Below are 26,541 nucleotides of genomic sequence, written 5' to 3'. Positions count from 1 at the left end.
GCTCTATGCTTACAAACCGGTGAGCATGGCATCCGCCGGGGCATCGGCCCGCAGTTGTGCGGTGAGCTGGAAGTAAATGAAACCCAGCACCATGAAGCCGAGGAAGATCAGGCCAATCAGTGCGTTGAACCAGGCCATGGCCACCAGACACACCAGCGCCAGGGCCAGTGCGATGGCGGGTACCAGCGGGTAGCCCGGGGCGCGGAAGCTGCGTGGCAGGTCCGGTTCGGCCCGGCGCAATTTGAACAGGCTGAGCATGCTCATGATGTACATCACGATGGCGCCGAATACCGCCATGGTGATCATAGCGGCGGTCAGGGTCATGCCGCCCAGGTTGATCAGGCCGTCGCTGTAGATCGCGGCGATACCGATCAAGCCGCCGGCGATGATCGCCCGGTGCGGCGTCTGGAAACGTGACAGCCTGGCCAGGGATGCAGGCAGATAACCGGCACGGGCCAGGGCAAAGAACTGCCGTGAATATCCGAGAATGATCCCGTGGAAGCTGGCCACGAGGCCAAACAGGCCGATCCATACCAGCATGTGCAGCCAGCCGGAACTGTCACCCACCACGGCTTTCATCGCCTGGGGCAGCGGGTCGTTGATATTTGACAGGGTACGCCAATCACCTACGCCACCCGCGAAGAACATCACCCCCATGGCCAGCAGTACCAGGGTCAGGATGCCGCTGATATAGGCCTTGGGAATGGTGCGTTTGGGGTCTTTGGCTTCTTCGGCGGCCATGGCCGCGCCCTCAATGGCCAGGAAGAACCAGATAGCGAAGGGGATGGCGGCGAACATCCCGGCAATCGCCGGGGCACCGAAGGTGTCGGCTCCGGCCCAGCCATTGAGGGCGAAGTTGCTGAAGCTGAAGGCCGGTGCTACCACGCCCATGAATACCAGTAGCTCAGCCACCGCCAGTACGCAGACCACCAGTTCGAAGGTGGCCGCCAGTTTCACCCCGAGAATGTTCAGGCCCATGAAGACGAGGTAGGCACCCACCGCGGCATGCTTGGGGTCCAGCGCCGGAAACTGCACATTCAGGTAAGCGCCAATGGCCAGGGCAATGGCCGGAGGCGCAAAGACGAACTCGATCAGGGTGGCCAACCCGGCAATCAAGCCGCCTTTCTCACCAAAGGCGCGCCGGCTGTAGGCAAAGGGGCCTCCAGCATGGGGAATGGCCGTGGTCAGCTCGGTGAAACTGAATATAAAGCAGGTATACATGGTGGCGACCAGTAAAGAGGTCACAAGGAAACCAAGGGTACCGGCCACGCCCCAGCCATAGCTCCAGCCGAAGTATTCCCCGGAAATCACCAGACCGACCGCAATACCCCATAAATGCAACGTGCCCAAAGTGGGCTTGAGTTGTGTGTTCATCGGTTGCTCCCTGAACGGTTGGAAGTGCTCGGGACTGGTCTGTGCAGCGCCTATGCCAGTCTCGTGACGGCCGTCGTAAAGCCAGGAAAGCTGTCGTATCGAGGATGTTTCCCAGCTTTTTGTCGTCGATCGATATCAGTCTGGTGCATCCCGGTGCCTCCCATTGGGGCAAGGGAGCATCGGTGCTGCCGGTACCGTCCTCCAGCCGCCCGGGTAAACGCCGCATAAAGCCAGTCTTTACGCTTTCTTTATGGGCCGCCCACCCCGTCGATCTCGTTCCTTTACAGGCACCCTGCGGACAATGGCTGCATTCGCGGCAATCGCCGTACCTCGGAGACATTCCATGAACATTCTGGATGCGGTGTCACTGCTACTGGCAGTGGGCCTGTTCGTTTATCTACTGGTTGCGCTGCTGCGCGCGGATCGGAACTAGGAGCTGCGGCTATGCACAGTTATGACTATTGGCTGCTCCTCGCCTTCTTCGCCCTGGTGCTATTGCCCGCGCCTTGGCTGGGACGTTTCTACTACAAGGTCATGGAAGGCCAGCGCACCTGGCTGACCCCGGTCCTGGGGCCGGTGGAGCATGCGTGCTACCGGATTTCCGGGGTCGATCCACAGGACGAGCAGAGCTGGCAGAAATACACCTTGGCCTTGCTGGCCTTCAACCTGGCGGGTTTTGTCCTGCTGTTTGCCATCCTGCTGTTCCAGGATCATCTGCCGCTCAACCCGCAGAATCTTCCGGGACAGGAATGGACCCTGGCATTCAACACCGCCGTCAGTTTCATGACCAACACCAACTGGCAGTCCTACAGCGGTGAGGCTTCCCTGAGCTACCTCAGCCAGATGGTCGGCCTGACCGTGCAGAACTTCGTTAGCGCCGCCACCGGGCTGGCGGTGCTGGTTGCCTTGTGCCGCGGCATTGGCCGGCGTTCGGTGCGCACCCTGGGTAACTTCTGGGTCGACATGACTCGTGCGACCCTCTATGGCTTGCTGCCGCTGTGTTTGCTGCTGGCGCTGTTCCTGGTCTGGCAGGGCGTGCCCCAGACCTTTGCCCACTACGTGGATGCCCTGACCCTGCAAGGCAACGACCAGGTGATTCCCCTGGGTCCGGCGGCGAGCCAGATCGCCATCAAGCAGTTGGGTACCAACGGCGGTGGCTTCTTCGGTGTCAACTCGGCTCACCCGTTCGAGAACCCCAGCGCCTGGAGCAATCTGTTCGAACTGGTGTCGATCATCCTGATTCCCGTGGCCCTGGTGTTCACTTTCGGCCACTACGTCAAGGATCTGCGCCAGAGCCGCGCCATCATCGCCTGCATGTTTGCCCTGTTCCTGATTGGCGGCGCCACCTCGTTGTGGGCGGAGTATCAACCCAACCCGGCGCTGCAGAATGCTGCGGTGGAGCAGGCGGCGCCTCTGGAAGGCAAGGAAGCGCGCTTCGGCACGACCGCCACGGTGCTCTGGTCGGTGACCACCACGGCCGCGTCCAACGGTTCGGTGAACGGCATGCATGACAGCCTGAATCCCCTGAGCGGGATGGTGGCGCTGATCAACATGATGGTGGGTGAGGTGATCTTCGGCGGGGTTGGCGCCGGCCTCTACGGCATGTTGCTGAACGTGTTGATCGCGGTATTCCTGGCTGGGCTGATGATTGGTCGCACCCCGGAGTACCTGGGCAAGAAGCTTCAGGCCAAGGAAGTGCAATTGCTGGTGGTGACCCTGATGGTGATGCCCATTGGCGTTCTCGTTCTCGGTGCCCTGGCCGCCAGCCTGCCTGGCCCGGCCGCCGCCATCAGCAACCCAGGACCCCACGGTTTTAGCCAGTTGCTGTACGCCTACACCTCGGCCAGCGCCAACAACGGTTCGGCCTTTGGCGGCTTCAGTGCCAACAGCCCCTTCCATAACCTGATGCTGGGCCTGGGCATGCTGATCGGACGTTTCGGCTACATCCTGCCGGTGCTGGCCCTGGCTGGCAGCCTGGGGCTGAAGAAAACCGCACCCATCGGCCAGAACAGCTTTCCCACCCACGGCCCGTTGTTCGTGGCTTTGTTGACCGTGACCATTTTGCTGGTGGGCGGCCTGACCTTCCTGCCGACCCTGGCGTTGGGCCCAATCGCTGAACACTTGAGCATGGGCTTCTGAGGACCTGATGATGAATATGCATGTTCCAGCCTCGAACAAGGCTGTTGATTCGGCCGCCAAGGCCAAGCGCACCCAGGCCGAATCTTCGAGTACCGCGATCTCTGCCCTGTGGCGCCCAGCGCTGATTCAGGCCTTCGTCAAGCTCGACCCTCGCCAGTTGCAACGTTCGCCAGTGATGTTGGTGGTGGAGTTGACGGCGATCCTGACCACCGTGCTGTGTTTCGTGCCGGATACTTCGGTACCGACGTTCGTCGCGGCACAGATTGCCCTCTGGCTGTGGTTCACCGTGCTCTTCGCCAACTTTGCCGAAGCCCTGGCAGAGGGTCGTGGCAAGGCCCGGGCCGACAGCCTCAAGGCCGGCAGCGAAGGCTTGAGTGCTCGTCGTCGCACCAGCGAAGGCACCTTTCAGGTGGTGCCGGCGATCAACCTGCGCAAAGGCGATGTGGTGCGGGTCCAAGCCGGGGAAATGATCCCGGGAGACGGCGAGGTGATCGAGGGCATTGCCGCGGTCAACGAGGCGGCGATCACTGGTGAGTCGGCGCCGGTGATCCGCGAGTCCGGTGGCGATCGCTCAGCGGTGACCGGCAACACCCGGCTGGTTTCCGATTGGCTGCTGGTGCGTATCACCAGCAATCCCGGCGAGTCGACCCTGGATCGCATGATCGCCCTGGTGGAAGGCGCCAAGCGCCAGAAGACCCCCAACGAAGTGGCCCTGGATATCCTGCTGATCGGCCTGACCCTGATCTTTCTGCTGGTGGTGGTGACCCTGCAGCCCTTCGCCCACTTCGCCAATGGCAGCCTGCCGCTGGTGTTCCTGGTGGCGCTATTGGTGACCCTGATTCCCACCACCATCGGCGGCCTGCTGTCGGCCATCGGTATTGCCGGGATGGATCGCCTGGTACGCCTCAATGTGATCGCCAAATCCGGGCGTGCAGTGGAGGCCGCGGGGGATGTGCACGTGTTGTTGCTGGACAAGACCGGCACCATCACCTTCGGCAACCGTCGTTGCAGCGCCATTCATCCCGCTCCCGGCGTGAACGCACGAGAACTGGCCGAAGCGGCATTGCTGGCTTCCCTGGCGGATGACACCGCCGAAGGCAAATCCATCGTCGAGTACCTGCGTGAACTTTATCCACAGCCTGAACCGGCCAGTGAAGTCTTGACTGCTGTGCCATTCAGTGCGGAAACCCGCCTGTCCGGCGTCGATTACCAGGGCCGGATCTATCGCAAGGGGGCGGTGGATTCGGTGCTGAACTTTGTCGGCCTCAAACGCAGCGACCTGGCGCCGGCCCTGTCCCGGGAAATCGACAAGATCGCCCAGAGCGGGGGTACTCCACTGCTGGTCTGCGGCGAAGGCCGGATGCTCGGGGCCATTCACCTCAAGGATGTGGTCAAGCCGGGTATCCGCGAACGTTTCGCCGAGTTGCGCAAGCTGGGGATTCGCACTGTCATGGTGACTGGCGACAACCCGCTGACCGCTGCCGCCATCGCTGCCGAAGCCGGGGTCGACGACGTACTGGCCGAAGCCACGCCGGAAAAGAAACTGGCGCGCATCCGTCATGAGCAGAACGACGGGCGCCTGGTGGCGATGTGCGGCGACGGTGCCAACGACGCCCCGGCACTGGCCCAGGCCGATGTCGGCATGGCGATGAACGACGGCACCCAGGCGGCCCGCGAGGCGGCCAACATGGTCGACCTGGACAGTGATCCGACCAAGCTGCTGGACGTGGTGCAGATCGGCAAGGAGCTGCTGGTGACCCGTGGCGCCTTGACCACCTTTTCCATCGCCAACGACGTCGCCAAGTACTTTGCCATTCTGCCGGCGCTGTTCGCGGCGATTTATCCACAGCTGGGTGTGCTCAACATCATGCACCTGACCAGCCCGCAGAGCGCGATTCTCTCGGCGATCGTATTCAACGCCCTGATCATCGTGGTGCTGATCCCTCTGGCGTTGCGCGGGGTCAGGGTCCAGGCCGCCAGTGCCGCCCACCTGCTGCGGCGCAACCTGCTGATCTACGGTGTGGGCGGGATAGTAGTGCCCTTTGTCGGGATCAAGCTGATCGACATGCTGCTGACCGCCTTGCACCTGTGTAACCCGCCTGCGGCATTGAATGAATCGAGGATAGAGAAATGACTAGCGTATTGCGTCCGGCCTTGAGCCTGATTGTGTTGATGACACTGATTACCGGCGTGGCCTATCCACTGGTGGTCACCGGCGTGGCCCAGGTGGCATTCCCGGACCAGGCCAATGGCAGCCTGGTGCGTGATGCCAAGGGCAAGGTGCGTGGTTCGGCCCTGATCGCCCAGGATTTTGTTGGCGATGCCTGGTTTCATCCACGCCCATCGGCGGGAGCCTTTGCCACGGTGTCCAGTGGTGCCAGCAACCTGGCGCCGAGCAACCCGGCCTTGGCCACGCGGGTGATCGACGATGCCCAAAAGCTCCAGGTGCCAGGTCAAGGGCCGGTGCCACTGGCCTTGCTGACCACCTCTGGCAGTGGCCTTGATCCGCACTTGCCACCCGAGGCAATTGACTATCAACTGGCGCGGGTCGCGGCGGCGCGCAATCTGCCGGCGGCCAAGCTAGAGGCGCTGGTGCAGGCTCATACCGAGCGGCCGCTGGTGGGGCCGCCGGTGGTCAATGTACTGGCCCTGAATCAGGCCCTGGAGAATCTGTAACCGCTGCTGTTGGTATGGGTGACAGCGTCTAGAGTGCGGATTGAACTGAATGTTTTGTTGCAGAGAGATAACCCATGAGTGATTCCGGCCGCGCCGACGCGCTGCTTGCTGATCTGCCCCGGGATGGCCGCGGCCGGCTCAAGGTCTTTCTTGGCGCCGCTCCCGGCGTCGGCAAGACCTACGCCATGCTCCAGGCCGCCCACACGCAAATGCGCCAAGGGGTCAAAGTGCTCGCCGGGGTGGTGGAAACCCATGGTCGTGCCGAAACCGAAGCGCTGCTCAGCGGCTTGCCACAGCAGCCCCTGGTACGCTCGGAATACCGCGGGGTGCTGCTCGAAGAGATGGACCTGGACGGCCTGTTGAAGGCCAGGCCCAAGCTGGTACTGGTGGACGAACTGGCCCACAGCAATGCTCCGGGCAGCCGGCATGCCAAGCGCTGGCAGGATATCCAGGAGCTGCTGGCGGCGGGTATCGACGTGTTCACCACGGTCAATGTCCAGCACCTGGAGAGCCTCAACGATCAGGTGCGTGGCATCACCGGAGTCCAGGTCCGCGAGACGCTGCCCGACTGGGTGCTGCAGGAAGCCTACGAATTGCTGCTGGTGGACCTGCCGCCGCGAGAGCTGCTGGAGCGCCTGCGGGACGGCAAGGTCTATGTACCGGAGCAGGCGCGGGCGGCCATCGACGCCTTTTTCACCCAGACCAATCTCACCGCGTTGCGGGAGTTGGCGATGCAGACCGCTGCGGCTCAGGTGGATAACGACCTGGCCCTGGGCTATCGCCAATTGGGGCAAGCGGCCCCGGCGGTGCGTGGACGTTTGCTGGTGGGCATTGACGGCGATGCCCAGGCCGAGCGCCTGGTGCGGCATGCCAGTCGTGTGGCTCAGCGTCGGCATCTGCCCTGGAGCCTGGTGCATGTGGACAACGGTCGGCTGCGGGACGAGCAGTCGCGTCTGCGCTTGCAGGCGGCGCAGCAACTGGCGGAGCGCCTGGGAGGGGAGGTGGTCCTGCTGCGGGCTGGCGAGGTGGCCAAAACCCTGATCCAGCACGCCAGCGAACGCCGCGCCAGTTTGTTGCTGGTGGGGCAATCCAGCCGCCGCTGGCGTCGGCGCTGGTTTGGTGGCGGCCTGGCGGCGCGCCTCTTGCGTAATGCCGATGGCCTGGAAATCAATGTCCTGGACAGCGAGCCGCAACCCCATCAGCCGGGCTTGCGGGCCAAGCACTCGCTGCTGTGGTTCGACTATGCCCTGGCGCTGTTGGCGACCGTGTTGGCCAGTGCCCTGGCCTGGGGGGTGGCCAGTGTGCTGCCGTTGCCGAACATCTCTCTGGTGTTTCTTGCCGCGGTGTTGCTGGTGGCCGTGCGCAGCAGCCTGGGGCCGGCCCTGGCTTGCGCGGCGCTGTCGTTCCTGAGCTATGACTTTCTGTTTATCCCGCCGAGTTTCTCCTTTGCCATCCAGCGTGAAGAGGATGTGCTGACTTTGCTGTTTTTCCTGCTCATGGCCGCGCTCACCGGCAACCTTGCGGCGCGCCAGCGGCGGCAATTGCAGGCCCTGCGCGAGACCCAGGAGGAAACCGGTGAACTGCTGGACCTGTCGCGCAAGCTCACCGCTGCCACTGACCGGCAAGCGGTGATCAGTGCTGCAGCTCAGCACCTGAATGGGCGTGACGAGTTGCGTATCTGTCTGCTCAATCGCGACGGGCAAGGCGGCTGGAAAGTCGAAACCGGTGGCTCGCCGCAGTTCTCCGAGGCTGAACGTGCGGCGGCCGATTGGGCCTGGCAGCACGATCAGCCCGCGGGGCTGGGAACCGGGACCTTGCCCTTCGGGCGCTGGTGGTGGTGGCCATTGTCGGTGGACGACGGCCCCTTGGGTTTGTTGGGTGTGTGTCCCAGGGAAGGCGAAGAGTTCAGTGGCCAGCGGCGCCGCTTGCTCACCGCCCTCAGCCAGCCCCTGGCCCAGGCGCTGGCCCGGGCGCGCCTGGCGGAGGATCTGGAGGCGGCGCGACTGCACGGTGAAACCGAGCAGTTACGCAGTGCCTTGCTGGCCTCGGTGTCCCACGATCTGCGCACACCGCTGACCTCGATGCGCGGCAGCATCGACAGCCTGTTGGCGCTGGGGGAGGCGATTCCCCTGGAAGACCGGCGAGAACTCCTGGAAGGCACCCGGGATGAGGCCGAGCGCCTGGATCGCTACATCCAGAACTTGCTGGACATGACCCGGCTCGGCCATGGCGCGTTGAAACTGGCTCGCGACTGGGTTGCGCCGGGGGACATAGTCGGCAGTGCCCTGAACCGCCTGCGTGCGGTGCTGGCGCCGCTGCAGGTGAGCACCGAATTGCCACCAGACCTGCCGTTGCTCCATGTGCATGCCGCCCTGATCGAGCAGGCACTGGTCAATGTCCTGGAGAACGCAGCGCGCTTTTCGCCAAACCAGGGTCGCCTGCAACTCAAGGTCAGTGCCGATGAGCACGAATTGAGTTTTGCCGTCAGCGATGAGGGCCCGGGGATTCCCGAGGACGAGCGGGCGAAGATCTTCGACATGTTCTACACCGCTGCCCGTGGCGATCGGGGCGGGCACGGAACGGGACTGGGGCTGGCGATCTGTCAGGGCATGGTTGGCGCCCACGGCGGGCATATCAGTGTCGCCGACGGTATTGACGGCCATGGCACTTGCATCGCCTTGCACTTGCCATTGCAAACCCAGCCGGAGCTTGAGCAGGATCTGTGAATACCTGTAGAACGCAGTCACGCCTCGCACCGCAAGCGCTACCCGGATTACCGGAGCAGCCTTGCGCTACTCTTTTGCCTCTTATTTGTCTTGAATTGAAACCATGAGCCAGACCGCGACCATCCTGGTCATCGACGACGAGCCGCAGATCCGCAAGTTCCTGCGCATCAGCTTGGCGTCCCAAGGATACAAAGTGATTGAAGCCGGTACCGGTACCGAGGGCCTGGCCCAGGCGGCGCTGAACAAGCCCGACTTGCTGGTGCTCGACCTGGGGCTGCCGGACATGGATGGCCAGCAGGTACTGCGCGAGTTTCGCGAGTGGTCGACGGTACCGGTGCTGGTGCTCTCGGTACGTGCCAGCGAGGTGCAGAAGGTCGAAGCCCTGGACGGTGGCGCCAACGATTATGTGACCAAGCCTTTCGGCATCCAGGAGTTCCTGGCACGCATCCGCGCCCTGTTGCGCCAGGCGCCGGCGGGGGAGGTACAGGAAGCGGCATTGCAGGTGGGGCCGCTGACGGTGGACCTGGCCTACCGTCGGGTACTGCTGGATGGCCAGGAAGTGGCCCTGACGCGCAAGGAGTACGCCGTGCTGGCGCAACTGGCACGACACCCCGGGCGGGTGATCACCCAGCAGCAGCTGCTCAAGGACATCTGGGGGCCGACCCACACTGAGGACAGCCATTACCTGCGGATCGTGGTCGGGCATTTGCGCCAGAAACTGGCGGATGATCCGACCCAGCCACGGTTCATCGTTACCGAGGCGGGGGTTGGCTACCGTCTCTTGGGGGGAGAGCCCTGAGCCTCAGGGCCCGGAATATAGGGGCTTGCTACTGTTCCTGTTCGTAGCGGTCCAGGGTGTCGCTGGCGATTTCCCGACCCAGGGCGATCAGTTCCGGGGCCTTGTAGAACTCGAAGAACCGGCACACGCGCTTGGGCACGTTGATCAATATGTCCGGTGGGTAGCCGGCGATCTTGTACTGGGCCAGGGACGTCTGCATCACCTCGAAGCTCTGGTTCACCAAGTCCAGTAGCGAGGCCGGACCGACGTTGTCGATGATGAACGAACCGCTGGCGGACTTTGGGGCACCGTCAGTTTCTGGTGCAGCCGCCGGTTGCTGGGATTCCGGTTCGGCACCCTCGACCCAGGGATTGATCTCGGCGGCTTTGCTCTTGAAGGCTTCCTGTTCGAGCAGCAACAGTTGCTCGGCCTGTTTGCGCCGGAACGGCAAGTGCGAACCCAGGGAGTTGATCAGGCTGTCGAAGCGGCTTTTGAACGCCGGTGGGCGCTGGATCACCGGCAACTGATAATGGCGCTGGTTGGTGGAGTTTAGGTTGACTGCGATGATCAGGTCGCAATGGCTGGAGACCACCGGCACGATCGGCAGCGGGTTGAGCAGACCGCCGTCCACCAGCATGCGGTTGCCCTGCATCACCGGGGTGAACAGGCTGGGGATGGCTGCGGACGCGCGCATGGCTTGATGCAGGCAGCCTTCCTGGAACCAGATTTCCTGTTGGTTGGTCAGGTCGGTGGCTACTGCAGTGTAGGGAATGCGCAGGTCTTCGATATTCACGTCACCGACGATCTTGCGGATCTGGCCAAAGACTTTCTCGCCGCGAATCGCCCCTAGGCGGAAGCTCACGTCCACCAGGCGCAGTACATCGAGGTAATCCAGGCTTTCGATCCACTCCCGATACTCGGCGAGCTTGCCTGCGGCGTAGATGCCGCCCACCACGGCGCCCATGGAGCAACCGGCGATGCAGGCGATGTCATACCCGCGTCTTTCGATTTCCTCGATGACCCCGATATGGGCGTACCCGCGAGCGCCCCCCGAGCCGAGGACCAAAGCGACACGTTTGTTCATGATTCGTCCCTTCGCCAAACAGGTTGCAACAATGCACCCATAGCGCCCCGGGGTTCAATTGCTGATGCGAGGCCGGACCTGCCCGGTGTTTTTTCCTAGGGGGTCTCGGGCCGTGCGGCTATGCTCCTGCGGCTATATTTTCCAAGGGATGAGTCAGGCACTTTTTTACGCTGTGATCGTCTTAACCTGTACGACTGTTTTCTTTTCTTGAGGTGTCATTGATGAAAGCCTGGATCTGCTTGCCCCTGATGGCATTGGTACTGACCGGTTGTGCAGGCAAGACCGCCTACCGCGACAGCTGCGGCACTCAGCTGGACGCCGCCTGGCACGAACTGGACCTGGCCAAGGCCGAAGGCTTCGCCGGCACTGTGAGTTACTCCAAGGCCTTGTCGTTGCTGACCGGCGCCAAGACTCAGCAGCAATTCGAAGCCTTTGAAGGTTGCACCAAGAAAGCCGAGAAGGCGCGTTTCTATATTCGTGAGTCCCGCGCCGGGCGCTGAGCCGCGCCAGCCGCTACGCTGAAGCGGTCAATCACCACCCCGGACCCCAATGACCTGGCGCAATGCCGTTCTTGGGCCTGGGGTGCCATTCTTGAGTCGGATAAGCCCATGTCGGGCTTGTGAGCCGTGTTGGGGAAAGCCAGATGTCTGCCTTGGTTGATCGATTGGTGGCTCAGATCCTGAGCCTGGAAGTGAGCTTGCTGGCTTGTCAGGCGCGATTGTCTGCCGTCACCGATACCGAGGCACTGCACGATTTGCGTATTACTGTGCGCCGCTTGCGCAGCTTGTTGCGTCCACTGCGCGGTTTGCCCGGTGTCGAGCAGTTGGAGGCCGCGGCCAGTGCGGTCGGACAGCTGACGACGCCGATTCGTGACCGTGAAGTGCTGGCGGCCTATCTGCATCAGCATGGTCTGCATGCTGCCGCCGAGCATCGCATTGCCCAGTTGGACGGGGAGTATTCGGCGATAGCAGCAGGGCCGCAGTTGGCGCAGTTGTTCCTGGTACTGGATGCGTTTCCGCGGTTTCTACGGGCTTCCGAGCGGCAGGGGCTGCTGCGTGGTTTACGGGGAAAGATTGAAAAGCGCTTGTCCAAGCAGTGGAAAGTCCTGGGAGAGGCGTTGCGCGATCCTGCCCATGATCGTCATCGCCTGCGACTGTTGATCAAGCGTGTGCGCTACGCCGCCGATGCCTACCCGGAACTGGATCGTTTGCCACCCCAAGCCATGAAACGCCTCAAGGCAGCCCAGGGAGCACTGGGCGATTGGCATGATTGCTGGCAATGGCTGGCTCAGGCCGAACAGCAGATGGACTTGCTGCCCTGTGTAGCCACTTGGCGTAAAACCATGCTCCAGTCCCAGGCCCGCGCCGACCAGGTGCTGGACAAGCTTCACGGCGCTTGCTTCAGGAACTGATCGCTGTTGTGCGGCTTATCTGTCCGCAGCTTTGGCCGGAATAGTGGCTGTGCGGCTCTACGACGCTGGTTAAGATCCCTGAGTCTATTTTTTGCCCCCCCCGAGGTTTTCATGCGTTTTTACGATTTGCTTGAGGCCGTACGCGGCCAACCCCAGGCGCTGACCATTCCGGCCGAGTGGGCTCAGGGGCGCGCCAGTTTTGGTGGCCTGGTGGTTGCCTTGCAGTACGAAGCGATGCGGGAAAAGGTCCCGCAGGACCGGCCGGTACGCTCCCTGGCGGTCACCTTTGTCGGCCCAGTGTCACCGGATGTACCGGTCAGTTTTGAAGTGGATGTGCTGCGCGAAGGCAAGGCTGTCAGCCAGGTGCTGGGACGCGCCGTGCAGGACGGCCAAGTGGTGACCTTGGTGCAGGGCAGTTTTGGCGCTTCCCGTGAGTCTGCGGTCAGTGTTGGCGCCCTACCGGCGCCTGAGATGAAGCATTGGGATGAGTGCCAGGAACTGCCCTACATCAAGGGCGTGACGCCGGAATTCATGCGTCATCTGGCAATGCGTTGGAGCATCGGCGGCATGCCCTTCACTGGCAACCGCTCCCGGGACATGGGGGGCTGGGTACGCCTGCGTGGGGATGTCAAGGAGGAACCAGTGACCGAGGCGCATATCCTGGCGCTGGTGGATGCCTGGCCGCCGGCCCTGTTGCCGCATTTGAACAAGCCTGCGGCGGGCAGCACCCTGACCTGGACCATCGAATTCGTCCAGCCGTTGTTGTCAGTCAGCACCCTGGACTGGTGCAAGTACCGGGTGGAAATCGAGCATGCCCGGGATGGTTACGGGCACGCCGCCGCAGCGTTGTGGAGTCCTGAGGGACAACTGATTGCCCTGAGCCGGCAGACGGTAACCATCTTCGCCTGAGCCTTCAGTGACGGTGGCGTTGCCGCCAGGCACGCCACCAGGCACCGCTGAGGACAAAGCGTGGAAAGGTCACGAACTGCTCCACCAGCAGGCGTTGTACCGCATCTTTACGATCACTGAAGGGCTCGGAAGCTTGTGCCTCCAGGCTATGGCCATGACGCTGCAAACCCAGGGCAGCCAGCACTCCGAGCACGCCAATGGCCAGGCTCAGGAAACTCAGGGAGAACACTCCCGAAGCAATCAACAGAAAACCGACGATAAACAGGGGGACGGCAATCAGGTGCAAAACCAGGTTGGTCGGATGCTGATGGTTTTGTGGGTAGACGCGCCATTGCCAGGCGGGGAGGTTGGGGTGACGTTTGCCCATGATGATCATCCTTAGTGCTTGAAAACTCATGAACCAAGAATAGGGCGCAGTCGGTTTGGCGGCGAATCAAGACTGGCTATCGGTTCGATAGCCAGTGGGTTGGGGGGCAAGTGGTTGCGATGGGGCGGTCGCTTATCCTGCCGGATCAGAGCTTCAACTGGCCGATGGCCTTGCTCAATTCGCCGGCCAGGGTCGCCAGTTCACTGCTGGTGGTGGCGGAAGCAACGGTCTGTTGCACGGTGTTTTCGGTGACATCGCGAATGCTGACCACCGCTCGGTTCATTTCTTCGGCCACCTGGCTTTGTTGTTCTGCGGCGACGGCGATCTGAGTGTTGCTTTCGCGCATCTGTGCCACCGCACCGGTAATTTCCGCCAGTGCCGCCCCGGCTTCCTGTGCCTGCTGCACGCAGTCGTCGGCCTTGAACGAGCTTTCCTGCATGAAGTCCACCGCATCGCGGGTGCCGGCTTGCAGGGCGGATACCATGCCGGTGATTTCGTCGGTGGAAGCCTGTACGCGCTTGGCCAGGTTGCGTACTTCATCTGCCACCACGGCAAAGCCGCGGCCCATTTCACCGGCTCGGGCGGCTTCGATGGCAGCGTTGAGCGCCAGCAGGTTGGTTTGTTCGGCGATGCTGTGGATGACGTTGACCACGCCGTTGATCTTCTGGCTGTCCTCGGCGAGTTTCTGAATCATCTCGGCGGTTTGCTGCACGCCACTGGACAGCCCGGCTATGGATTTTTGCACTCGGCCGACCACTTCATGGCCGGTGCCTGCCAGGGCGTCTGCGGTTTGCGACAGGTCCCGAGTGGCACCCGCATGCTGGGCAATGTGGTAGACGGTGGCGGACATCTCGTTGATGGCAGTGGCGGCCTGATCGGTTTCGCTCTGCTGGCCGAGCATGCCGTGGCGTACATCATTCATGCTCGAGGCCAGGCGCGCGGCGCCCTGATCCAACTGGCGAGCGGTATTGGCCACAGTATTCACCACCCGTTGATAACCGGCCTGCATGGCGTTGAAGGCGCTGGCCATCTGGCCCACTTCGTCCTTACAGGACAGCGGTACGCGGGCAGACAGGTCGCCGGTCTTCTCAACATGCAGCATGACGTCTTTGAGGGTATTGAGCTGGCTGAGGAGAAAGCGAATCAGCAACTGCGAGGCGCAGAGCATGGCGAACATCAGGATGAATACGGCCACCGCATAGTTGGTGAAGCGGTCGCTGAAAACCTGGGCCAGGCTTGGAGCATGGGCCAGTACTGCGACCTGCTGGCCGTCGGCGCGATGGACGACTTCGGCGCCCAGCAACGGGTTGGCACCGAACAGCGGCATGTGGTTGATCTCGATCCAGCCGTTGGCGCCGTTCAGCTCGGGCAACGCCTGGTCGTTGAAACTGGGCGTCTGTCCCTGGGAGAAAGTCAGTAGGTGTTCATCGGTGGCCAGGGGCTGTCCTGCAGGCCAGGCATTGAGCAGCAGGGCCTGGCTATGGGCGGCGGCTTGGGCGGTCTGGCTACGTGCCTGCTGCTCCAGTTGCACGGCGTACAGCACCAATAACAAGGTGGTCACAAAGGCGACCGCATTGACCGCCCAGAATTTGTATTTCAACGAGATATTGCTAAGCCAGGCACCCATAGAAGGTCTTCTCTGATTGAGCGAAACAGTATTGGCAAGGTGCCAGTATTGTGCCGCCATGATCTCGGAAAAATCTTGATATGAGTCAAGCAATCTCTGGCAAGCGGAAGAAAGCTCTGGAGCAGGCGGTGCTGTGGTTGGCCAGGTCTGTCGGGGTCTCTTCCCGGTGCAGTGCCACTTCCCTCAATACTTCAGTCAGGTAGGCCGGTTCGTTACGGCCGTTCTTCGGTTTTGGACGCAGGCTGCGCGGCAGCAGATAGGGGGCATCGCTTTCCAGCATCAGACGCCCGCGGGGGATGTTGCGCACCAGTGGGTGCAGGTGGGTGCCCCGGCGTTCGTCGCAGATCCAGCCGGTAATGCCGATGTGCAGGTCAAGATCAAGGTAACTGAACAGCGCCCGTTGTTCACCGGTGAAGCAATGCACCACGGCTGCTGGCAAACGGTCACGAAAGTCCCGCAGGATATCCAGCAGACGCTGATTGGCGTCGCGCTCGTGGAGGAACACCGGCAGTTGCAGCTCGGCCGCCAGGGCCAAGTGTTCTTCCAGGACTTTTTCCTGTTGTGGGCGGGGGGAGAAATCGCGATTGAAGTCCAGTCCGCATTCGCCCACTGCACGTACCCGTGGCTCGCTGAGCAGTGCACGCAGACGCCGGGAGCTGTCGGTATTCCAGTCACTGGCAGAGTGAGGGTGCAGGCCCGCGGTAGCGAACAGCCGCTGCCCGTTGCTGTCCAGTTGCTGGCACAGTTCCAGGGCCTGTTCGCTGCCTTCGACGCTGGTTCCGGTCAGGATTAATTGGCAGACCCCAGCCTCATAAGCACGATCGAGAACAGCTTGGTGTTTTTCGGCAAAACAGGGATTGGTCAGGTTGACGCCGATATCGATGAGTTGCATGGTGCTATCTCCGCCTGCGGCCGGAAAGCATATCAGAGCTGTAGATTTATAAGAAAAACCAAGAACTACAACGAGTTAACGCTGTCTTTTGCTGCCGGAAGAACGTGATGTCCAGGCTTTTTGCTGTCATTGCGCTTGTCTTTCGCACCCTGCCAGTGCTCATGGCGCTCTGTTTCTGTCGATCAATTCTTCAAAAAACGACGAAGGGTTGAACAGTATTCTTTGCGGAGAACGGATGACCCGACCCTCGATATTGCTCGCGCTGTGCCTGACGTTGTTGCTGCCAATGCCGGCCGTGGCGCGCTTGGCCGGGCCGTCGGAAACCCAGACTGCGGGAAAGGTCCGCGACCTGGCGGAGATCCGCAGCAGTCGTGTGCTGCGGGTACTGGTCAATCAGAGCCGCAATAGTTCCGGTGAAGTCCAGGGCCAGGCCATTGGCGTCGAGTACCATCGTCTGCGCTCGTTCGAGCAGTATCTCAACGGCCATGCCCGTGACGGCCAGGAAATCAGCCTCAAGATCATCCCCAAAGCCAAGGATCAACTGCTGGGCGCCTTGCAGCGAGGAGAAGGGGACCTGGTAGCACCCGGGGAATTGTTGGAGGCCCAGCCAGGGCATGCGGTCAGTTCCAGCGACCCGATCGTCAGCAATGTTCCCTTACTGTTGGTGGGGATCAAGGGCGAGCGTCGTTATACGCGTATCGAACAGTTGTCCGGCAAGACCTTGACCCTGACCACCGGCAGCGCCGCCGGGGACGCGGTGAGCCAGATCAATCAGAAACTGGCACTGCATAAGCTGGCGCCGATCAAGGTCGAGTGGGTGGACCCCAGTCTGGCGGTGGAGGATGTGCTGGAAATGGTCCAGGGCGGGATCTTTCACCTGACCATTGTCGAGCAGCCGATTGCCGAGCGTTGGAGCAAGATCCTGCCCAAGTTGCGTTTTGACAAGCAATTGAAGATCAGTGAACCGGGAGAGGAGCATTGGTTTGTTCGGCGCGATGCCTCGATGTTGCGGGCAAGCATCGATCGTTTCCTCAAGACCTATAAAACCCCGGCGGACCAGGATGTAGCCTTCCTGCGCATCTACCGCCGCCAATACCAGGTGCATTACCCCCTGGCTCGTGCCGATCGACAGCGCCTGGAAAAGCTTCGGCCGGTGCTGCAGAAGCATGCAGGGGAGCAGGGTATGGACTGGCTGAATCTGGCGGCCCTGGCCTTCAAGGAGTCGGCGTTGCAGCCCAACGCCAGGAGCGGCAGCGGCCCAACCGGACTGATGCAGATCACCCCTTCGGCGGCGCAGCGGGTCGGGGTCAACAATATCCAGTCGCTGGACAACAATGTTCAGGCCGGGGCCAAGTACCTGGCGATGATCCGCCGCAAGTTCTTCGCCAGCCCCAAGCTCAACGAGCGCGAGCGTATGGCGTTCGTCCTGGCGGCCTACAATATGGGCCCGGAACGGGTACAGGGAATGCGCAGCGAGGCCCGGCGCCGCGGATTGAATCCCAATCAATGGTTCTTCCAGGTTGAGCGTATTGCCATGGAGCAGGTGGGCATGGGCGCGGTCAGCTATGTTAATAGCGTCAATAAATACTATCTGGCGTTTGACCGCGAGCGAGACTCTCTGGAGCCTCCGGAACGAAAAGTTGTGTCTCGAAAATGATCGAAAAAACTGATTTTTATCTTGGGTTTTTTGCGCTTTTAACATGATAAAAACTGATTAATATGGCGACCAACTTCCCCACCTTACACAGGACTACAGAACATGAGCACACTGATCAAAAACCTACTGAGTACTCGCGCCGGTTACGGCTTGACCGTTTTACGGATCTTCGTCGGCATCATCTTTGCGGCCCACGGTTCGCAGAAACTCTTTGGCTGGTTCGGGGGTGGTGGTCTGGCGGGAACGGCTCAGTGGATGGAAAGCATAGGCCTGGCTCCTGGCTATCTGATGGCGTTGTTGGCAGGTGGTACCGAGTTCTTCGCTGGCTTGGCGCTGGTGATTGGTCTGCTTGCGCGTCCGGCAGCCTTGGGCTTGTCCTTCACCTTGCTGGTGGCGATCTTCTCGGTGCATATCGGCAACGGTTTGTTCATGGCCAATAACGGTTATGAGTTCGCCCTGGCTCTGCTGGGCGGTACTGTCGCGGTCCTGTTCGAAGGGGCTGGCAAGTTGTCTGTGGATGCAGCAATAACCAAGTGACCTGATGGGCTTGATTCATCTGCCAAGGCGGTCTCCGGAGGCTCTGGATCAACTGCCAGGAAAATTTTCAAGGCCTGCCAATGCAGGCCTTTTTCGTTGCTGGGAAATCTTGACACTGACCTGTCGGCTTCTCTAGGATGCTGCCTATGCGCCGATTTAAACAGCTACTTGCGGGGCGCCAAGTGAGTCGAAAGATCACTGATAGAAGCTATAGTCTGGCTTCGAAATACCGCTAAAGCGCTGGTTCGGTGTTGCCTCTCACCTGCCCGGCAGAAACTTGAGGCAGAGACACAATACGATGAATGCACCACGCCCCCTTGTACGTCTTGCGCCGATCACGGCGAGTCTTTCCCAGCGCAACCCGAAAATCCTTCTTGGCGGCAAACACCAACCTACATTGTTGCGTTATCTCGACGGCTGGCCACGGCGTTCCCCGGGCCCGTCTGCCTTTTTGATTCAGTTTGTCGAAGAGGGCGAGTCATTGGCGCGTTTTGCCAGCGACAGCTTTGATCTGGCGGTCATTCCGGCCCCCAGTGCAGCGGATGCCGCTGAAGTCATCAAGCAACTGACCCGTGTCGCCCGTCAAGGGCTGATCATTCGCCGCTAGTTGCAGAGCGGTTCCGACGGCGCTGTACAGTCTGCTGCTGAACTGCGCCGTATTCAGATCGTGACTCCACCTACACAGGCACTGATTGGGAAGTTCCCAGTTGCAGCTACGGCCGGTTATTAATGAAGCGACAACGGTTTGGTGTTCAAACTACGGCGTTACGTTTTGCCAGGTCGGCCAGCGCCACGAGGTTGGAAATGTTGAAGCGCTTGAGCAAGCGAACCTTGTAGGTACTGACGGTCTTGTGGCTGATCAACAGAGCGTCGGCAATCTGCTGGTTGTTGAGGCCGGTGGCCAGGAGCTTCAGGACCGTGATCTCGCGATCGGTCAGGCGCGAGATCAACACGCTTTCCTGGCTGGCGGCATTGGTGTTCTGCTGCAGGATATTGATGGTGTCTTCCGGAAAGTAGCTGTACCCGGACAGAATGGCTTTAACTGCATTGGCCAGTTCGTGAAGGTTTTCGGTCTTGCACAGAAAACCCGCTGCTCCAGCTTGCAGGCAGCGCAGGGCGAAGTTCTTCGAATCACTGGAAGTCAGGACCAGGGTTTTTACAAGCAGGTCCGCGGACTTGATATGGGCGATGACCGAAAAGCCGTCCAGGTTGGGTATACCCAGGTCGAGGATCAACAGGTCCGGCATGTGCTTTCGCACCAGTTGCACTGCGTCCGCACCGTTGTCGGCTTCGGCGACGATGGTGTGATGGTGGGGTTCCAGCACCGACCTGATGGCCAGTCGAATCAGAGGGTGGTCATCGACGATAATGATGTTGCCCATTTAGTGCGTTCCCTTTGTTTTTAGAGGTGTTGGTCAGTGTTGGCGGGTGCTTTGGATAAGTAGGTTTCACGTTGTACTGTGCGCTGGGTGCAAACACTGATGCTTGAAGTGTGTCTTGTGACGTAAGCCCCAGCTGTTTGGCCCTATGATTGGCTGACCTCTCTGAAATCTAAATCGGACAAATCTGATAGTGCTGCCGGGCTGGTTGAGGGGGGCGCAACAGCCTCCCACGACAGGCCGAGTGCATTGGTTCATTCAAAAACAGAACAGCATGTACAAGGCTGGAAGGTGACAAGCCAATTGAGTACCAAGCTCATCACACAGGATGGTTACGACGCTCTGAAGCAGGAGTTGGATTATCTGTGGCGGGAGAAACGCCCGGATATCACCCAGAAGGTCACTTGGGCCGCTTCACTGGGTGACCGCAGTGAGAACGCGGACTATCAGTACAACAAAAAACTCTTGCGGGAGATTGATCGCCGGGTGCGTTACATACGCAAGCGGCTGGAAGACATGAAGGTGGTTTCCTACGCGCCAGAGCAAGAGGGGCGGGTGTTCTTTGGTGCCTGGGTGGAGGTGGAAAACGAGGCTGAGGAGATCAAGCGCTTTCGTATCGTCGGATACGACGAGATTTATCTGCGCAAGGACTACATTTCCATCGACTCGCCAATGGCCAGGGCGCTGTTGAAGAAGGAAGTGGGTGATGAGGCCATCGTCCATACCCCGGCAGGCGAGACCTGCTGGTGGATCAATCAGATCGACTATGTGAAGTAGGCTCGCCAGCCTGTACTGGCGAGCTGTTGCTCTTCATCCTTCGCGCAGGACGCTCAATGGGCTGGCGTTCAACGCCCGGCGGGTACCAAAAACGCCGGCCCCGCCCACCAGCAGGGCACCGATCAGCGGCAGCAGCAACAGCCAGGGATGTGGGTGCCAGGGCAGGTCGAAGGCGAACCGGTAAAGCACCAGGCTGACCAATTCGCTACCCAGGGCCGCCAGCAGGCCGCTGACTGCACCTAGAAGACCGAATTCGATCCGCCGTGCCTTGACCAGCAACCGCCTCTCGGCACCGAGGGCGCGTAACAGCGCGCCTTGGCGAATGCGCTCGTCCAATGTGGCCTGCAGGCCGGAAAACAGCACTGCCATTCCCGCCGCCAGGACAAACAGCAATACATACTCCACCGCCAGAGTGACCTGGGCCAGGATGCTACGCAGTTGCTCCAGCAAGGCCTCCACTTGAAGAATGGTCACCGCTGGAAAGGCCCTGGATAGCTCGATGACCTGCTGGTCGTGTCCCGGACTTAGATAAAAGCTGGTCAGATAGGTGGCAGGCAGGTCTTTCAGGGTGCCTGGCTGGAAGATCATGAAGAAGTTCGGTTGGAAGTTGTCCCAGTTGATGCTGCGCAGGCTGGTAACCCGGGCTTCCCGATTAACGCCCGCGACGGTGAAGGTCAGTTGGTCTCCCAGTTTCAGTTTCAGGCTTTGTGCAACCTTGGCCTCTACCGATACGCCGGGCACATCACCGGCGGGCTGCGCTGACCACCAGTCGCCTTCGGTGATGCGGTTGCCGGCCGGCAGGTCGGCGGCCCAGGTCAGGCTCAGGTCGCGCTGTACCGCACGGTCGCCACTGGAGTCCTTACTGACAATCTCCCTTACAGGCTCACCGTTGATGCTCACCAGGCGTCCTGGAACTACCGGATACAGCGGCGCTGAAGGGGCAGAAAGTTGTACCAGGCGTTCGCTAAAAGCCTGTTTTTCGGCGGGAAGGATATTCAGTGCAAAGTAATTGGGGGCATTCTTCGGCAACTGGTTCTGCCAGGTATCCAGCAGTTCGCCCCGCAGCAGGGCGATCAGTGCCATGGACAGCAGAATCAGTCCAAAGGCCAGGGACTGTCCGGCCGCCGCCAAGGGATGCCGCAGCAACTGGCCAAGCCCCAGTCGCCAGGGCAGGGAAGAACGGGCCAGCAGGCGCCGCAGGCTTTGCAGCACCAAAAGCAGTAACCCGCCCAGTACCAGCGCCGCTATCAGGCCGCCGCCGAGCAGGGCAAAGGTCAGGATCAGATCCAGGCTCAGGCGCCACATGATCAGGCCCAGGGCAAAAAGTGCGGTGCCGTAGATCATCCAGGTACTGGAAGGAATGGGCAGCAGGTCACGGCGTAACACTCGAAGTGGCGGGACCCGCCCCAAGGCGGCCAGAGGGGGTAGGGCAAACCCTGCCAGGGCTACCAGCCCGGTGCCGATGCCGGCGATGGCCGGGAACAGGCCTCCTGGAGGCACATCGCTGGGCAGCAGGTCATGCAGCAGATAGAACAGGCCAAGTTGGGCCAACCACCCCAGCAGTGCGCCGCAGAGGCTGGCCAGGAGCCCCAGAAGTCCCAATTGCACGCTGAACAGCAGCATGGTTTCCCGCCGCGATAGGCCGAGGCAGCGTAGCAATGCGCTGGCATCGAAGCGCCGGGCTGCGAAACGATTGGCCGATAGGGCGACGGCGACCCCGGATAGCAACACGGCCACCAGACTAGCCATGTTCAGGTAACGCTCAGCCTTGCCCAAGGCCCCCCCAATCTGCTGGTTGCCATCGCGGGCATCCTGTAGTCGCTGGTTGGCCGCCAGGCCCGGCTTGATCAGTTGGCGATAGCTCTCAAGAGCCGGCGCCGGGCCGCGCCAGAGCTCCTTGTAGCTGACCCGGCTGCCCGGCTGAACGACGCCAGTGGCTTGCAGGTCATCCAGGCTGATCAGCACTCTAGGCGTCAGGCTATAGAAGTTGCCGGCTCGGTCGGGCTCATAGGTCAGGACCCGCGCCAGGCGCAGGGGCTGCGTACCGACGTCGATGCTGTCGCCGATCTTCAGATTCAGCGCGGTCAGCAGGCGTGATTCGACCCAGGCTTCGCCGGCCTTTGGACCTCCTCCGGGCTCTTCAACGCCGTAGGGCGCTGGCGCACTCTTGAGCTGGCCGCGTAGTGGGTAGGCACTGTCCACTGCCTTGATACTCGACAGTTGAATACCATTGTCGGTGGCGATAACGCTGGAGAATTCGACGATGCGCGCATGATCGAGTCCCAGTGCCCGCCCGCTGTCGGTCTGTTCCGGGCGTGCCGGCGAGCTGCCCTCCAGAAGCAGGTCAGCCCCGAGGAATTCAGTAGCCCGCAGCAGCATGGCTCCGTTCAGGCGGGCACCGAAATAACCAATGGCGGTGCTTGCCGCCACAGCCACCAGCATGGCAAAGAACAGCACCCTTAACTCCCCGGCGCGGGCATCGCGCAACAGCTGACGCAGGGCGAGGCTGAACAGGCGCAACAGCGGCAGACGTGCCATCAAGGCTCCAGAGGGGCGACCAGCAAGCCCGCTTCAAGACGGATCAGGCGCCGGCAACGATGGGCCAGGCGTTCATCATGGGTCACCAGCACCAGGGTCGTGCCGCTCTCCTTGTTGAGCTCGAACAGCAGGTCGCTGATGCGTTCACCGGTGTGGCTGTCGAGGTTGCCGGTAGGTTCGTCGGCAAACAGCACGTCGGGTTCGGCGGCAAAGGCCCGGGCGATGGCCACTCGTTGTTGCTCACCGCCGGAAAGCTGGCGGGGCGAGTGGCTCAGGCGCTGGCCGAGGCCGACCCGTCGCAGCAGCTCGGTGGCGCGCTCACGGGCGTCGCGGCGGCCATCCAGCTCCAGAGGGAGCATGACGTTTTCCAGGGCGTTGAGGCTGTCGAGCAACTGGAAGGATTGAAACACGAACCCAACGTGCTCGGCCCTGACCCGTGCCCGCTGATCTTCATCCAGGCGACTCAAGGCTTGGCCGGCGAGGGTGACCTCACCACTACTGGGCAGGTCGAGTCCCGCCAGCAAACCGAGCAGTGTGGATTTTCCAGACCCTGAGGCGCCGACTATGGCCAGACTGTCGCCCTGGTTCAGCTCCAGACTGAGTTCATGAAGGATGGTCAGTTCACCTTCCGCGCTGGGAACCACTTTGCTAAGGTTCCGCGCAGTGAGAATGCTTGCGCCCATGGAGAATCCGATGCGTGTATGGTTTTTGAGTGCCGGCCTGGCCTTGATGTGCATGGCCCAGAACGCAGCGGCGGGTACGGTCCTGATCGTGGGCGATAGTATCAGTGCGGCTTTCGGCCTGGATACCCGCGAAGGGTGGGTGGCTCTGTTGGATAAGCGGCTCAAGGACCAGGGTTTCACCGACAAAGTGGTCAACGCCTCGGTCAGTGGCGACACCAGTGCCGGTGGCCTGGCGCGGCTGCCGGCGCTGCTTGCAGAGCATAAGCCTGAGGTGGTGATCCTCGAGTTGGGCGGCAACGATGGCCTGCGCGGTCAGCCGCCTCAGCAATTGCAACAAAATCTTGCGTCGATGATCGACAGTGCCCAGGCCGGTGGAGCCAAGGTGCTGCTGTTGGGCATGCAATTGCCGCCCAACTATGGTGTGCGCTACACACAGGCGTTCGCCCAGGTTTATAGCCAGTTGGCCAGTGACAAGAAGGTGGCGCTGGTGCCGTTTTTTCTTGATGGGGTCGGTGGTCATCCCGAGCTGATGCAGGCAGACGGTCTGCACCCTGCAGCAGCGGCTCAGGACAAGTTGCTGGAAAATGTCTGGCCGACGCTAAAACCGCTGCTTTGACGCTTTTCTAGCGGCAGTGTTTCGGCTAATGTGGCGCCCCCGATTTGGAGCCCCCGATGCCGCGTCCCGCCTGGTCCCTGTTTGCCTATCAACTGATCGAGCCTGATGAACAGCTTGACCTGTTCGCCTGCCAGGAAGTTCGAGTGCATCTGGTGACGCGTCAGCTGGAGTTGGGCGGTTCCGCCGACCGGACGTTGTGCGGCACTTTGTTGCCCGCGCAGCCGCGCTGGTCGAGTGTGGATCGGACGATTTTCCAGGATCAGCGACTCTGCCCTTTGTGTCGGGCAATCCTGGAGTCGCAAAAGCGTGGCACCCCGCCGATCTGGCCTGAGTTGCGCTTCGAGCTGTAGGCGGTCGATAGCGGACCGTTTCGACAGGGATTTCATGTGTCTGTGCTTGTGTCTCCCGCTTGGCTCCCGCAGCCAGAGGGCGGGGTGTACAATCGCGTTTCTATCACTCGTTGTTCATGCGAAGGATTATCCGGATGTTGCCGCGCCTCCCCGCCGTCACCCGCTGCCTGACACTTGCCGCATTGTGTGTGGTCGGTCCCGTTGCAGCATTGGAATTGCCTCTACCACCGCCCGGTGACGACATCGTCGGCCAGGTGCAGGTGATCAAGGCCAAGTACGAAGACACCTTCGCCGACCTGGGTACTGCTTATGACCTGGGGTATCTGGAGATGGTGGCGGCCAACCCGGGAGTCGACCCCTGGTTGCCCGGTGCGGGCACCGAGGTCATCCTGCCCACCCGTTTCATCCTGCCCCCCGGGCCCCGTGAGGGCATTGTGATCAACCTGGCGGAGTATCGTCTTTACTACTTCCCCAAGGGGCGGAATGTGGTTTACACCTTCCCGTTGGGCATTGGACGTGAGGGCTGGGGCTCGCCGATCGCGCATACCAGCATTACTGCGAAAACCCCGAATCCAACCTGGACTCCGCCGGCGTCAATCCGAGCCGAACATGCTGCGGACGGTGATCCGCTGCCGAGCGTCGTGCCGGCAGGGCCGGACAACCCGCTCGGGCCGTTCAAGTTCACCCTGGGTACGCCCGGTTACCTGATCCACGGTTCGAACAAGAAGTTCGGCATCGGCATGCGCACCAGCCATGGCTGTTTCCGCATGCTCAACAACAACGTGCTGGAAATGGCCGGCATGGTTCCGGTAGGAACTTCCGTGCGTATCATCAACGATCCGTACAAGTTCGGTATCAGCGATGGCAAAGTCTATCTGGAGGCGCATACACCTTTGGATGACAAGGGTAATCCTTCAGTGGTCGACAAGCACACTGCGGTGATCAATGCCTTGCTCAAGCGCGAAGATCTGGCCAACAACCTGCGCATGAACTGGGATGTGGTCAGGGATGTAGTGGCGGCCGAAGATGGCTTGCCAGTGGAGATCGCAATACCGACCACGGCGCCTGCAACATCGTTGTCCAGCGCTCCGTTCGATCTGCAGCAGTAAGGGATAGAACAACAACCCGTTGATACCTGCCGGTATCGACGGGTTTTTTATTGCCTGTGGAAAATCCCAGGCAATAAAAAAGCCGATCCAAAAAATGGATCGGCTTGATAACAATCCCGAGGGACTATTACTTGCGGCTAGCTTTTTCCAGCATACGCAGAGCGCGCTCGTTAGCTTCGTCAGCAGTCTGTTGTGCTTTTTGAGCAGCAGCCAGAGCTTCATCAGCTTTACGATAGGCTTCGTCTGCACGAGCCTGAGCACGAGCTGCTGCGTCTTCAGTAGCAGTCAGACGAGCTTCGGTTTCTTTGGATACGCTGCTGCAACCGGTAGCCAGAACTGCGGCCAGAGCCAGAGCAGAGAATTTCAGAACGTTGTTCATCGTGTTCCCCTTCAAGGACTTTCTATTAGTAGCTATCACCTCAGAGTGAGGAAATAGCCGGCGTACATACTACCCATTACTTGTAGTAAGTAAACTGACGTAGCGCAAGAAGCAAAAAAAATTCTAGGCGGTGATTCTTTTTCGAGCAACTTTTGAAGCGGTTGTATAAAAAATATTCAGCGGCAAGGCTCTGTCAGAGGGGGCTGGTTGTTTGCCAGCATTGGTCTTGGACTTTTCCATGCGCTGTTTCGGAGTCTAGGCTAAAGTCGGTCTATATTGTGTCGATGGCACTTTTCTTCAGAATCTGCCTAGCCTTGACCTATCTTTGTCCATCTTGCCGGTGACTTTAAGAGGCGGCGCTCGTCTTAAGTTTCAGCATCCGGCGATGTATAGCCTCAACGCATTTTTGCACTGGGCCTGACGGTGGTTTCTGCAAGGCTTGCTGAGGGCATTTTGCGCTGATCTGTGACGAGCATGGCTTGAGCATTTATGCCAAGGGCGCCTACTATTTTGTAACGTGCTCGTGATGTAAG

Annotated in this window: 25 protein-coding genes; 16 read left to right on the top strand and 9 right to left on the bottom strand. The window is 60.7% G+C overall.

Features of this window, described 5'->3' with window-relative positions:
* Window positions 1-9: 9 nt before the first annotated feature.
* A complete protein-coding gene (eat, locus tag P7C00_RS23165) occupies window positions 10-1,374 on the bottom strand; it encodes an ethanolamine permease (RefSeq protein WP_346632189.1) in 1,365 nt (454 codons plus the stop codon).
* A gap of 343 nt (window positions 1,375-1,717) precedes the next feature.
* On the opposite strand from eat, the gene kdpF reads away from it, so the two are divergent.
* From kdpF to P7C00_RS23135, 6 genes are all read left to right on the top strand, one after another.
* Window positions 1,718-1,807, top strand: a complete 90-nt coding sequence (gene kdpF, locus P7C00_RS23160) for a K(+)-transporting ATPase subunit F (protein WP_016964080.1) — start codon at window positions 1,718-1,720, stop codon at window positions 1,805-1,807.
* An 11-nt stretch (window positions 1,808-1,818) separates the two neighbouring features.
* A complete protein-coding gene (kdpA, locus tag P7C00_RS23155) occupies window positions 1,819-3,513 on the top strand; it encodes a potassium-transporting ATPase subunit KdpA (protein WP_404937452.1) in 1,695 nt (564 codons plus the stop codon).
* A gap of 16 nt (window positions 3,514-3,529) precedes the next feature.
* A complete protein-coding gene (kdpB, locus tag P7C00_RS23150; RefSeq protein ID WP_404940072.1) occupies window positions 3,530-5,647 on the top strand; it encodes a potassium-transporting ATPase subunit KdpB in 2,118 nt (705 codons plus the stop codon).
* Complete coding sequence (gene kdpC, locus P7C00_RS23145) at window positions 5,644-6,189, top strand: potassium-transporting ATPase subunit KdpC (RefSeq protein ID WP_404937451.1); 546 nt, start codon at window positions 5,644-5,646, stop codon at window positions 6,187-6,189. Before kdpB ends, kdpC begins: the two co-directional genes overlap by 4 nt.
* A 74-nt stretch (window positions 6,190-6,263) precedes the next feature.
* Complete coding sequence (locus P7C00_RS23140; protein ID WP_404937450.1) at window positions 6,264-8,915, top strand: DUF4118 domain-containing protein; 2,652 nt, start codon at window positions 6,264-6,266, stop codon at window positions 8,913-8,915.
* Window positions 8,916-9,018: 103 nt separating this feature from the next.
* Window positions 9,019-9,714 carry a response regulator gene (locus P7C00_RS23135; protein WP_404937449.1) on the top strand — a complete coding sequence of 232 codons (696 nt, stop codon included), beginning with the start codon at window positions 9,019-9,021 and terminating at the stop codon, window positions 9,712-9,714.
* Window positions 9,715-9,742: 28 nt separating this feature from the next.
* Here P7C00_RS23135 and P7C00_RS23130 read toward each other — a convergent pair whose 3' ends face one another.
* A complete protein-coding gene (locus tag P7C00_RS23130) occupies window positions 9,743-10,777 on the bottom strand; it encodes a patatin-like phospholipase family protein (protein ID WP_404937448.1) in 1,035 nt (344 codons plus the stop codon).
* Window positions 10,778-10,998: 221 nt separating this feature from the next.
* On the opposite strand from P7C00_RS23130, the gene P7C00_RS23125 reads away from it, so the two are divergent.
* The 3 genes from P7C00_RS23125 (at window position 10,999) to P7C00_RS23115 (ending at window position 13,097) form a co-directional block, all read left to right on the top strand.
* The gene (locus tag P7C00_RS23125) at window positions 10,999-11,277 is read left to right on the top strand and encodes a hypothetical protein (protein WP_213665776.1); all 279 of its coding nucleotides are present in this window, start codon (window positions 10,999-11,001) and stop codon (window positions 11,275-11,277) included.
* Between the two features lie 143 nt (window positions 11,278-11,420).
* Window positions 11,421-12,188 carry a CHAD domain-containing protein gene (locus P7C00_RS23120; RefSeq protein ID WP_404937447.1) on the top strand — a complete coding sequence of 256 codons (768 nt, stop codon included), beginning with the start codon at window positions 11,421-11,423 and terminating at the stop codon, window positions 12,186-12,188.
* A 111-nt stretch (window positions 12,189-12,299) separates the two neighbouring features.
* Window positions 12,300-13,097 (top strand): acyl-CoA thioesterase, encoded by a 798-nt coding sequence (locus P7C00_RS23115; RefSeq protein ID WP_404937446.1) that lies wholly within the window; start codon window positions 12,300-12,302, stop codon window positions 13,095-13,097.
* A gap of 4 nt (window positions 13,098-13,101) precedes the next feature.
* Here the strand turns inward: P7C00_RS23115 and P7C00_RS23110 are convergent, their stop codons facing one another.
* The 3 genes from P7C00_RS23110 to P7C00_RS23100 form a co-directional block, all read right to left on the bottom strand.
* A complete protein-coding gene (locus P7C00_RS23110) occupies window positions 13,102-13,464 on the bottom strand; it encodes a terminase (protein ID WP_346632182.1) in 363 nt (120 codons plus the stop codon).
* A 145-nt stretch (window positions 13,465-13,609) separates the two neighbouring features.
* Window positions 13,610-15,091 (bottom strand): methyl-accepting chemotaxis protein, encoded by a 1,482-nt coding sequence (locus tag P7C00_RS23105; RefSeq protein WP_404937445.1) that lies wholly within the window; start codon window positions 15,089-15,091, stop codon window positions 13,610-13,612.
* Window positions 15,092-15,176: 85 nt separating this feature from the next.
* Window positions 15,177-15,983 (bottom strand): TatD family hydrolase, encoded by an 807-nt coding sequence (locus tag P7C00_RS23100; RefSeq protein ID WP_346632180.1) that lies wholly within the window; start codon window positions 15,981-15,983, stop codon window positions 15,177-15,179.
* Between the two features lie 235 nt (window positions 15,984-16,218).
* On the opposite strand from P7C00_RS23100, the gene P7C00_RS23095 reads away from it, so the two are divergent.
* From P7C00_RS23095 to P7C00_RS23085, 3 genes are all read left to right on the top strand, one after another.
* Window positions 16,219-17,640, top strand: coding sequence for a transglycosylase SLT domain-containing protein (locus tag P7C00_RS23095; protein ID WP_346632179.1), 1,422 nt, complete (start codon window positions 16,219-16,221; stop codon window positions 17,638-17,640).
* A 102-nt stretch (window positions 17,641-17,742) separates the two neighbouring features.
* The gene (locus P7C00_RS23090) at window positions 17,743-18,177 is read left to right on the top strand and encodes a DoxX family protein (RefSeq protein ID WP_346632178.1); all 435 of its coding nucleotides are present in this window, start codon (window positions 17,743-17,745) and stop codon (window positions 18,175-18,177) included.
* Window positions 18,178-18,475: 298 nt separating this feature from the next.
* On the top strand, window positions 18,476-18,784 hold the full coding sequence (locus P7C00_RS23085) for a class I SAM-dependent methyltransferase (protein WP_346632177.1): 309 nt from the start codon (window positions 18,476-18,478) through the stop codon (window positions 18,782-18,784).
* A gap of 145 nt (window positions 18,785-18,929) precedes the next feature.
* On the opposite strand, the gene P7C00_RS23080 is transcribed toward P7C00_RS23085, so the two are convergent.
* Window positions 18,930-19,559 (bottom strand): response regulator transcription factor, encoded by a 630-nt coding sequence (locus P7C00_RS23080; protein WP_317069484.1) that lies wholly within the window; start codon window positions 19,557-19,559, stop codon window positions 18,930-18,932.
* A gap of 300 nt (window positions 19,560-19,859) precedes the next feature.
* On the opposite strand from P7C00_RS23080, the gene greB reads away from it, so the two are divergent.
* Window positions 19,860-20,333 carry a transcription elongation factor GreB gene (gene greB / locus P7C00_RS23075; protein ID WP_346632176.1) on the top strand — a complete coding sequence of 158 codons (474 nt, stop codon included), beginning with the start codon at window positions 19,860-19,862 and terminating at the stop codon, window positions 20,331-20,333.
* Between the two features lie 33 nt (window positions 20,334-20,366).
* On the opposite strand, the gene P7C00_RS23070 is transcribed toward greB, so the two are convergent.
* Entirely contained in the window at window positions 20,367-22,871 is a 2,505-nt protein-coding gene (locus P7C00_RS23070) for an ABC transporter permease (protein ID WP_404937444.1), read from the bottom strand.
* The gene (locus tag P7C00_RS23065) at window positions 22,871-23,554 is read right to left on the bottom strand and encodes an ABC transporter ATP-binding protein (RefSeq protein WP_102860886.1); all 684 of its coding nucleotides are present in this window, start codon (window positions 23,552-23,554) and stop codon (window positions 22,871-22,873) included. The genes P7C00_RS23070 and P7C00_RS23065 overlap by 1 nt, the downstream gene beginning before the upstream one ends.
* Before the next feature lie 10 nt (window positions 23,555-23,564).
* Here P7C00_RS23065 and P7C00_RS23060 point away from each other — a divergent pair, with 10 nt between their 5' ends.
* The 3 genes from P7C00_RS23060 to P7C00_RS23050 all read left to right on the top strand — a co-directional run bounded on the left by P7C00_RS23060 (window position 23,565) and on the right by P7C00_RS23050 (window position 25,629).
* Complete coding sequence (locus tag P7C00_RS23060; RefSeq protein ID WP_346632174.1) at window positions 23,565-24,170, top strand: arylesterase; 606 nt, start codon at window positions 23,565-23,567, stop codon at window positions 24,168-24,170.
* Between the two features lie 56 nt (window positions 24,171-24,226).
* Window positions 24,227-24,520 (top strand): hypothetical protein, encoded by a 294-nt coding sequence (locus P7C00_RS23055; RefSeq protein ID WP_007931378.1) that lies wholly within the window; start codon window positions 24,227-24,229, stop codon window positions 24,518-24,520.
* 134 nt (window positions 24,521-24,654) lie between these two features.
* Window positions 24,655-25,629: a L,D-transpeptidase family protein gene (locus P7C00_RS23050; protein WP_404937443.1), complete on the top strand. Its 975-nt coding sequence runs from the start codon at window positions 24,655-24,657 to the stop codon at window positions 25,627-25,629.
* A gap of 127 nt (window positions 25,630-25,756) precedes the next feature.
* Here the strand turns inward: P7C00_RS23050 and oprI are convergent, their stop codons facing one another.
* Window positions 25,757-26,008: an outer membrane lipoprotei OprI gene (gene oprI / locus P7C00_RS23045; RefSeq protein ID WP_003448337.1), complete on the bottom strand. Its 252-nt coding sequence runs from the start codon at window positions 26,006-26,008 to the stop codon at window positions 25,757-25,759.
* Window positions 26,009-26,541: the final 533 nt, after the last annotated feature.

Origin of the sequence: Pseudomonas sp. JDS08PS003 (assembly GCF_045013505.1) — a bacterium.
In the GTDB taxonomy this organism is placed as follows: domain Bacteria; phylum Pseudomonadota; class Gammaproteobacteria; order Pseudomonadales; family Pseudomonadaceae; genus Aquipseudomonas; species Aquipseudomonas protegens_B.
Note: the sequence above shows the minus strand (reverse complement) of the source record. Positions and strands in the feature narration are given on the sequence as shown.

What these genes read in the sequence shown, in the direction of transcription:
- P7C00_RS23115 (WP_404937446.1), top strand. Translation starts at nt 12,300, where the DNA reads ATGCGTTTTTACGATTTGCTTGAGGCCGTACGCGGCCAACCCCAGGCG.
- P7C00_RS23095 (WP_346632179.1), top strand. Translation starts at nt 16,219, where the DNA reads ATGACCCGACCCTCGATATTGCTCGCGCTGTGCCTGACGTTGTTGCTG.
- P7C00_RS23055 (WP_007931378.1), top strand. Translation starts at nt 24,227, where the DNA reads ATGCCGCGTCCCGCCTGGTCCCTGTTTGCCTATCAACTGATCGAGCCT.
- P7C00_RS23140 (WP_404937450.1), top strand. Translation starts at nt 6,264, where the DNA reads ATGAGTGATTCCGGCCGCGCCGACGCGCTGCTTGCTGATCTGCCCCGG.
- P7C00_RS23135 (WP_404937449.1), top strand. Translation starts at nt 9,019, where the DNA reads ATGAGCCAGACCGCGACCATCCTGGTCATCGACGACGAGCCGCAGATC.
- eat (WP_346632189.1), bottom strand. Translation starts at nt 1,374, where the DNA reads ATGAACACACAACTCAAGCCCACTTTGGGCACGTTGCATTTATGGGGT.
- P7C00_RS23110 (WP_346632182.1), bottom strand. Translation starts at nt 13,464, where the DNA reads ATGGGCAAACGTCACCCCAACCTCCCCGCCTGGCAATGGCGCGTCTAC.
- P7C00_RS23065 (WP_102860886.1), bottom strand. Translation starts at nt 23,554, where the DNA reads ATGGGCGCAAGCATTCTCACTGCGCGGAACCTTAGCAAAGTGGTTCCC.
- P7C00_RS23130 (WP_404937448.1), bottom strand. Translation starts at nt 10,777, where the DNA reads ATGAACAAACGTGTCGCTTTGGTCCTCGGCTCGGGGGGCGCTCGCGGG.
- P7C00_RS23080 (WP_317069484.1), bottom strand. Translation starts at nt 19,559, where the DNA reads ATGGGCAACATCATTATCGTCGATGACCACCCTCTGATTCGACTGGCC.
- P7C00_RS23100 (WP_346632180.1), bottom strand. Translation starts at nt 15,983, where the DNA reads ATGCAACTCATCGATATCGGCGTCAACCTGACCAATCCCTGTTTTGCC.
- P7C00_RS23060 (WP_346632174.1), top strand. Translation starts at nt 23,565, where the DNA reads ATGCGTGTATGGTTTTTGAGTGCCGGCCTGGCCTTGATGTGCATGGCC.
- P7C00_RS23070 (WP_404937444.1), bottom strand. Translation starts at nt 22,871, where the DNA reads ATGGCACGTCTGCCGCTGTTGCGCCTGTTCAGCCTCGCCCTGCGTCAG.
- P7C00_RS23125 (WP_213665776.1), top strand. Translation starts at nt 10,999, where the DNA reads ATGAAAGCCTGGATCTGCTTGCCCCTGATGGCATTGGTACTGACCGGT.
- oprI (WP_003448337.1), bottom strand. Translation starts at nt 26,008, where the DNA reads ATGAACAACGTTCTGAAATTCTCTGCTCTGGCTCTGGCCGCAGTTCTG.
- P7C00_RS23120 (WP_404937447.1), top strand. Translation starts at nt 11,421, where the DNA reads ATGTCTGCCTTGGTTGATCGATTGGTGGCTCAGATCCTGAGCCTGGAA.
- P7C00_RS23105 (WP_404937445.1), bottom strand. Translation starts at nt 15,091, where the DNA reads ATGGGTGCCTGGCTTAGCAATATCTCGTTGAAATACAAATTCTGGGCG.
- P7C00_RS23090 (WP_346632178.1), top strand. Translation starts at nt 17,743, where the DNA reads ATGAGCACACTGATCAAAAACCTACTGAGTACTCGCGCCGGTTACGGC.
- kdpB (WP_404940072.1), top strand. Translation starts at nt 3,530, where the DNA reads ATGCATGTTCCAGCCTCGAACAAGGCTGTTGATTCGGCCGCCAAGGCC.
- kdpA (WP_404937452.1), top strand. Translation starts at nt 1,819, where the DNA reads ATGCACAGTTATGACTATTGGCTGCTCCTCGCCTTCTTCGCCCTGGTG.
- kdpC (WP_404937451.1), top strand. Translation starts at nt 5,644, where the DNA reads ATGACTAGCGTATTGCGTCCGGCCTTGAGCCTGATTGTGTTGATGACA.
- kdpF (WP_016964080.1), top strand. Translation starts at nt 1,718, where the DNA reads ATGAACATTCTGGATGCGGTGTCACTGCTACTGGCAGTGGGCCTGTTC.
- P7C00_RS23085 (WP_346632177.1), top strand. Translation starts at nt 18,476, where the DNA reads ATGAATGCACCACGCCCCCTTGTACGTCTTGCGCCGATCACGGCGAGT.
- P7C00_RS23050 (WP_404937443.1), top strand. Translation starts at nt 24,655, where the DNA reads ATGTTGCCGCGCCTCCCCGCCGTCACCCGCTGCCTGACACTTGCCGCA.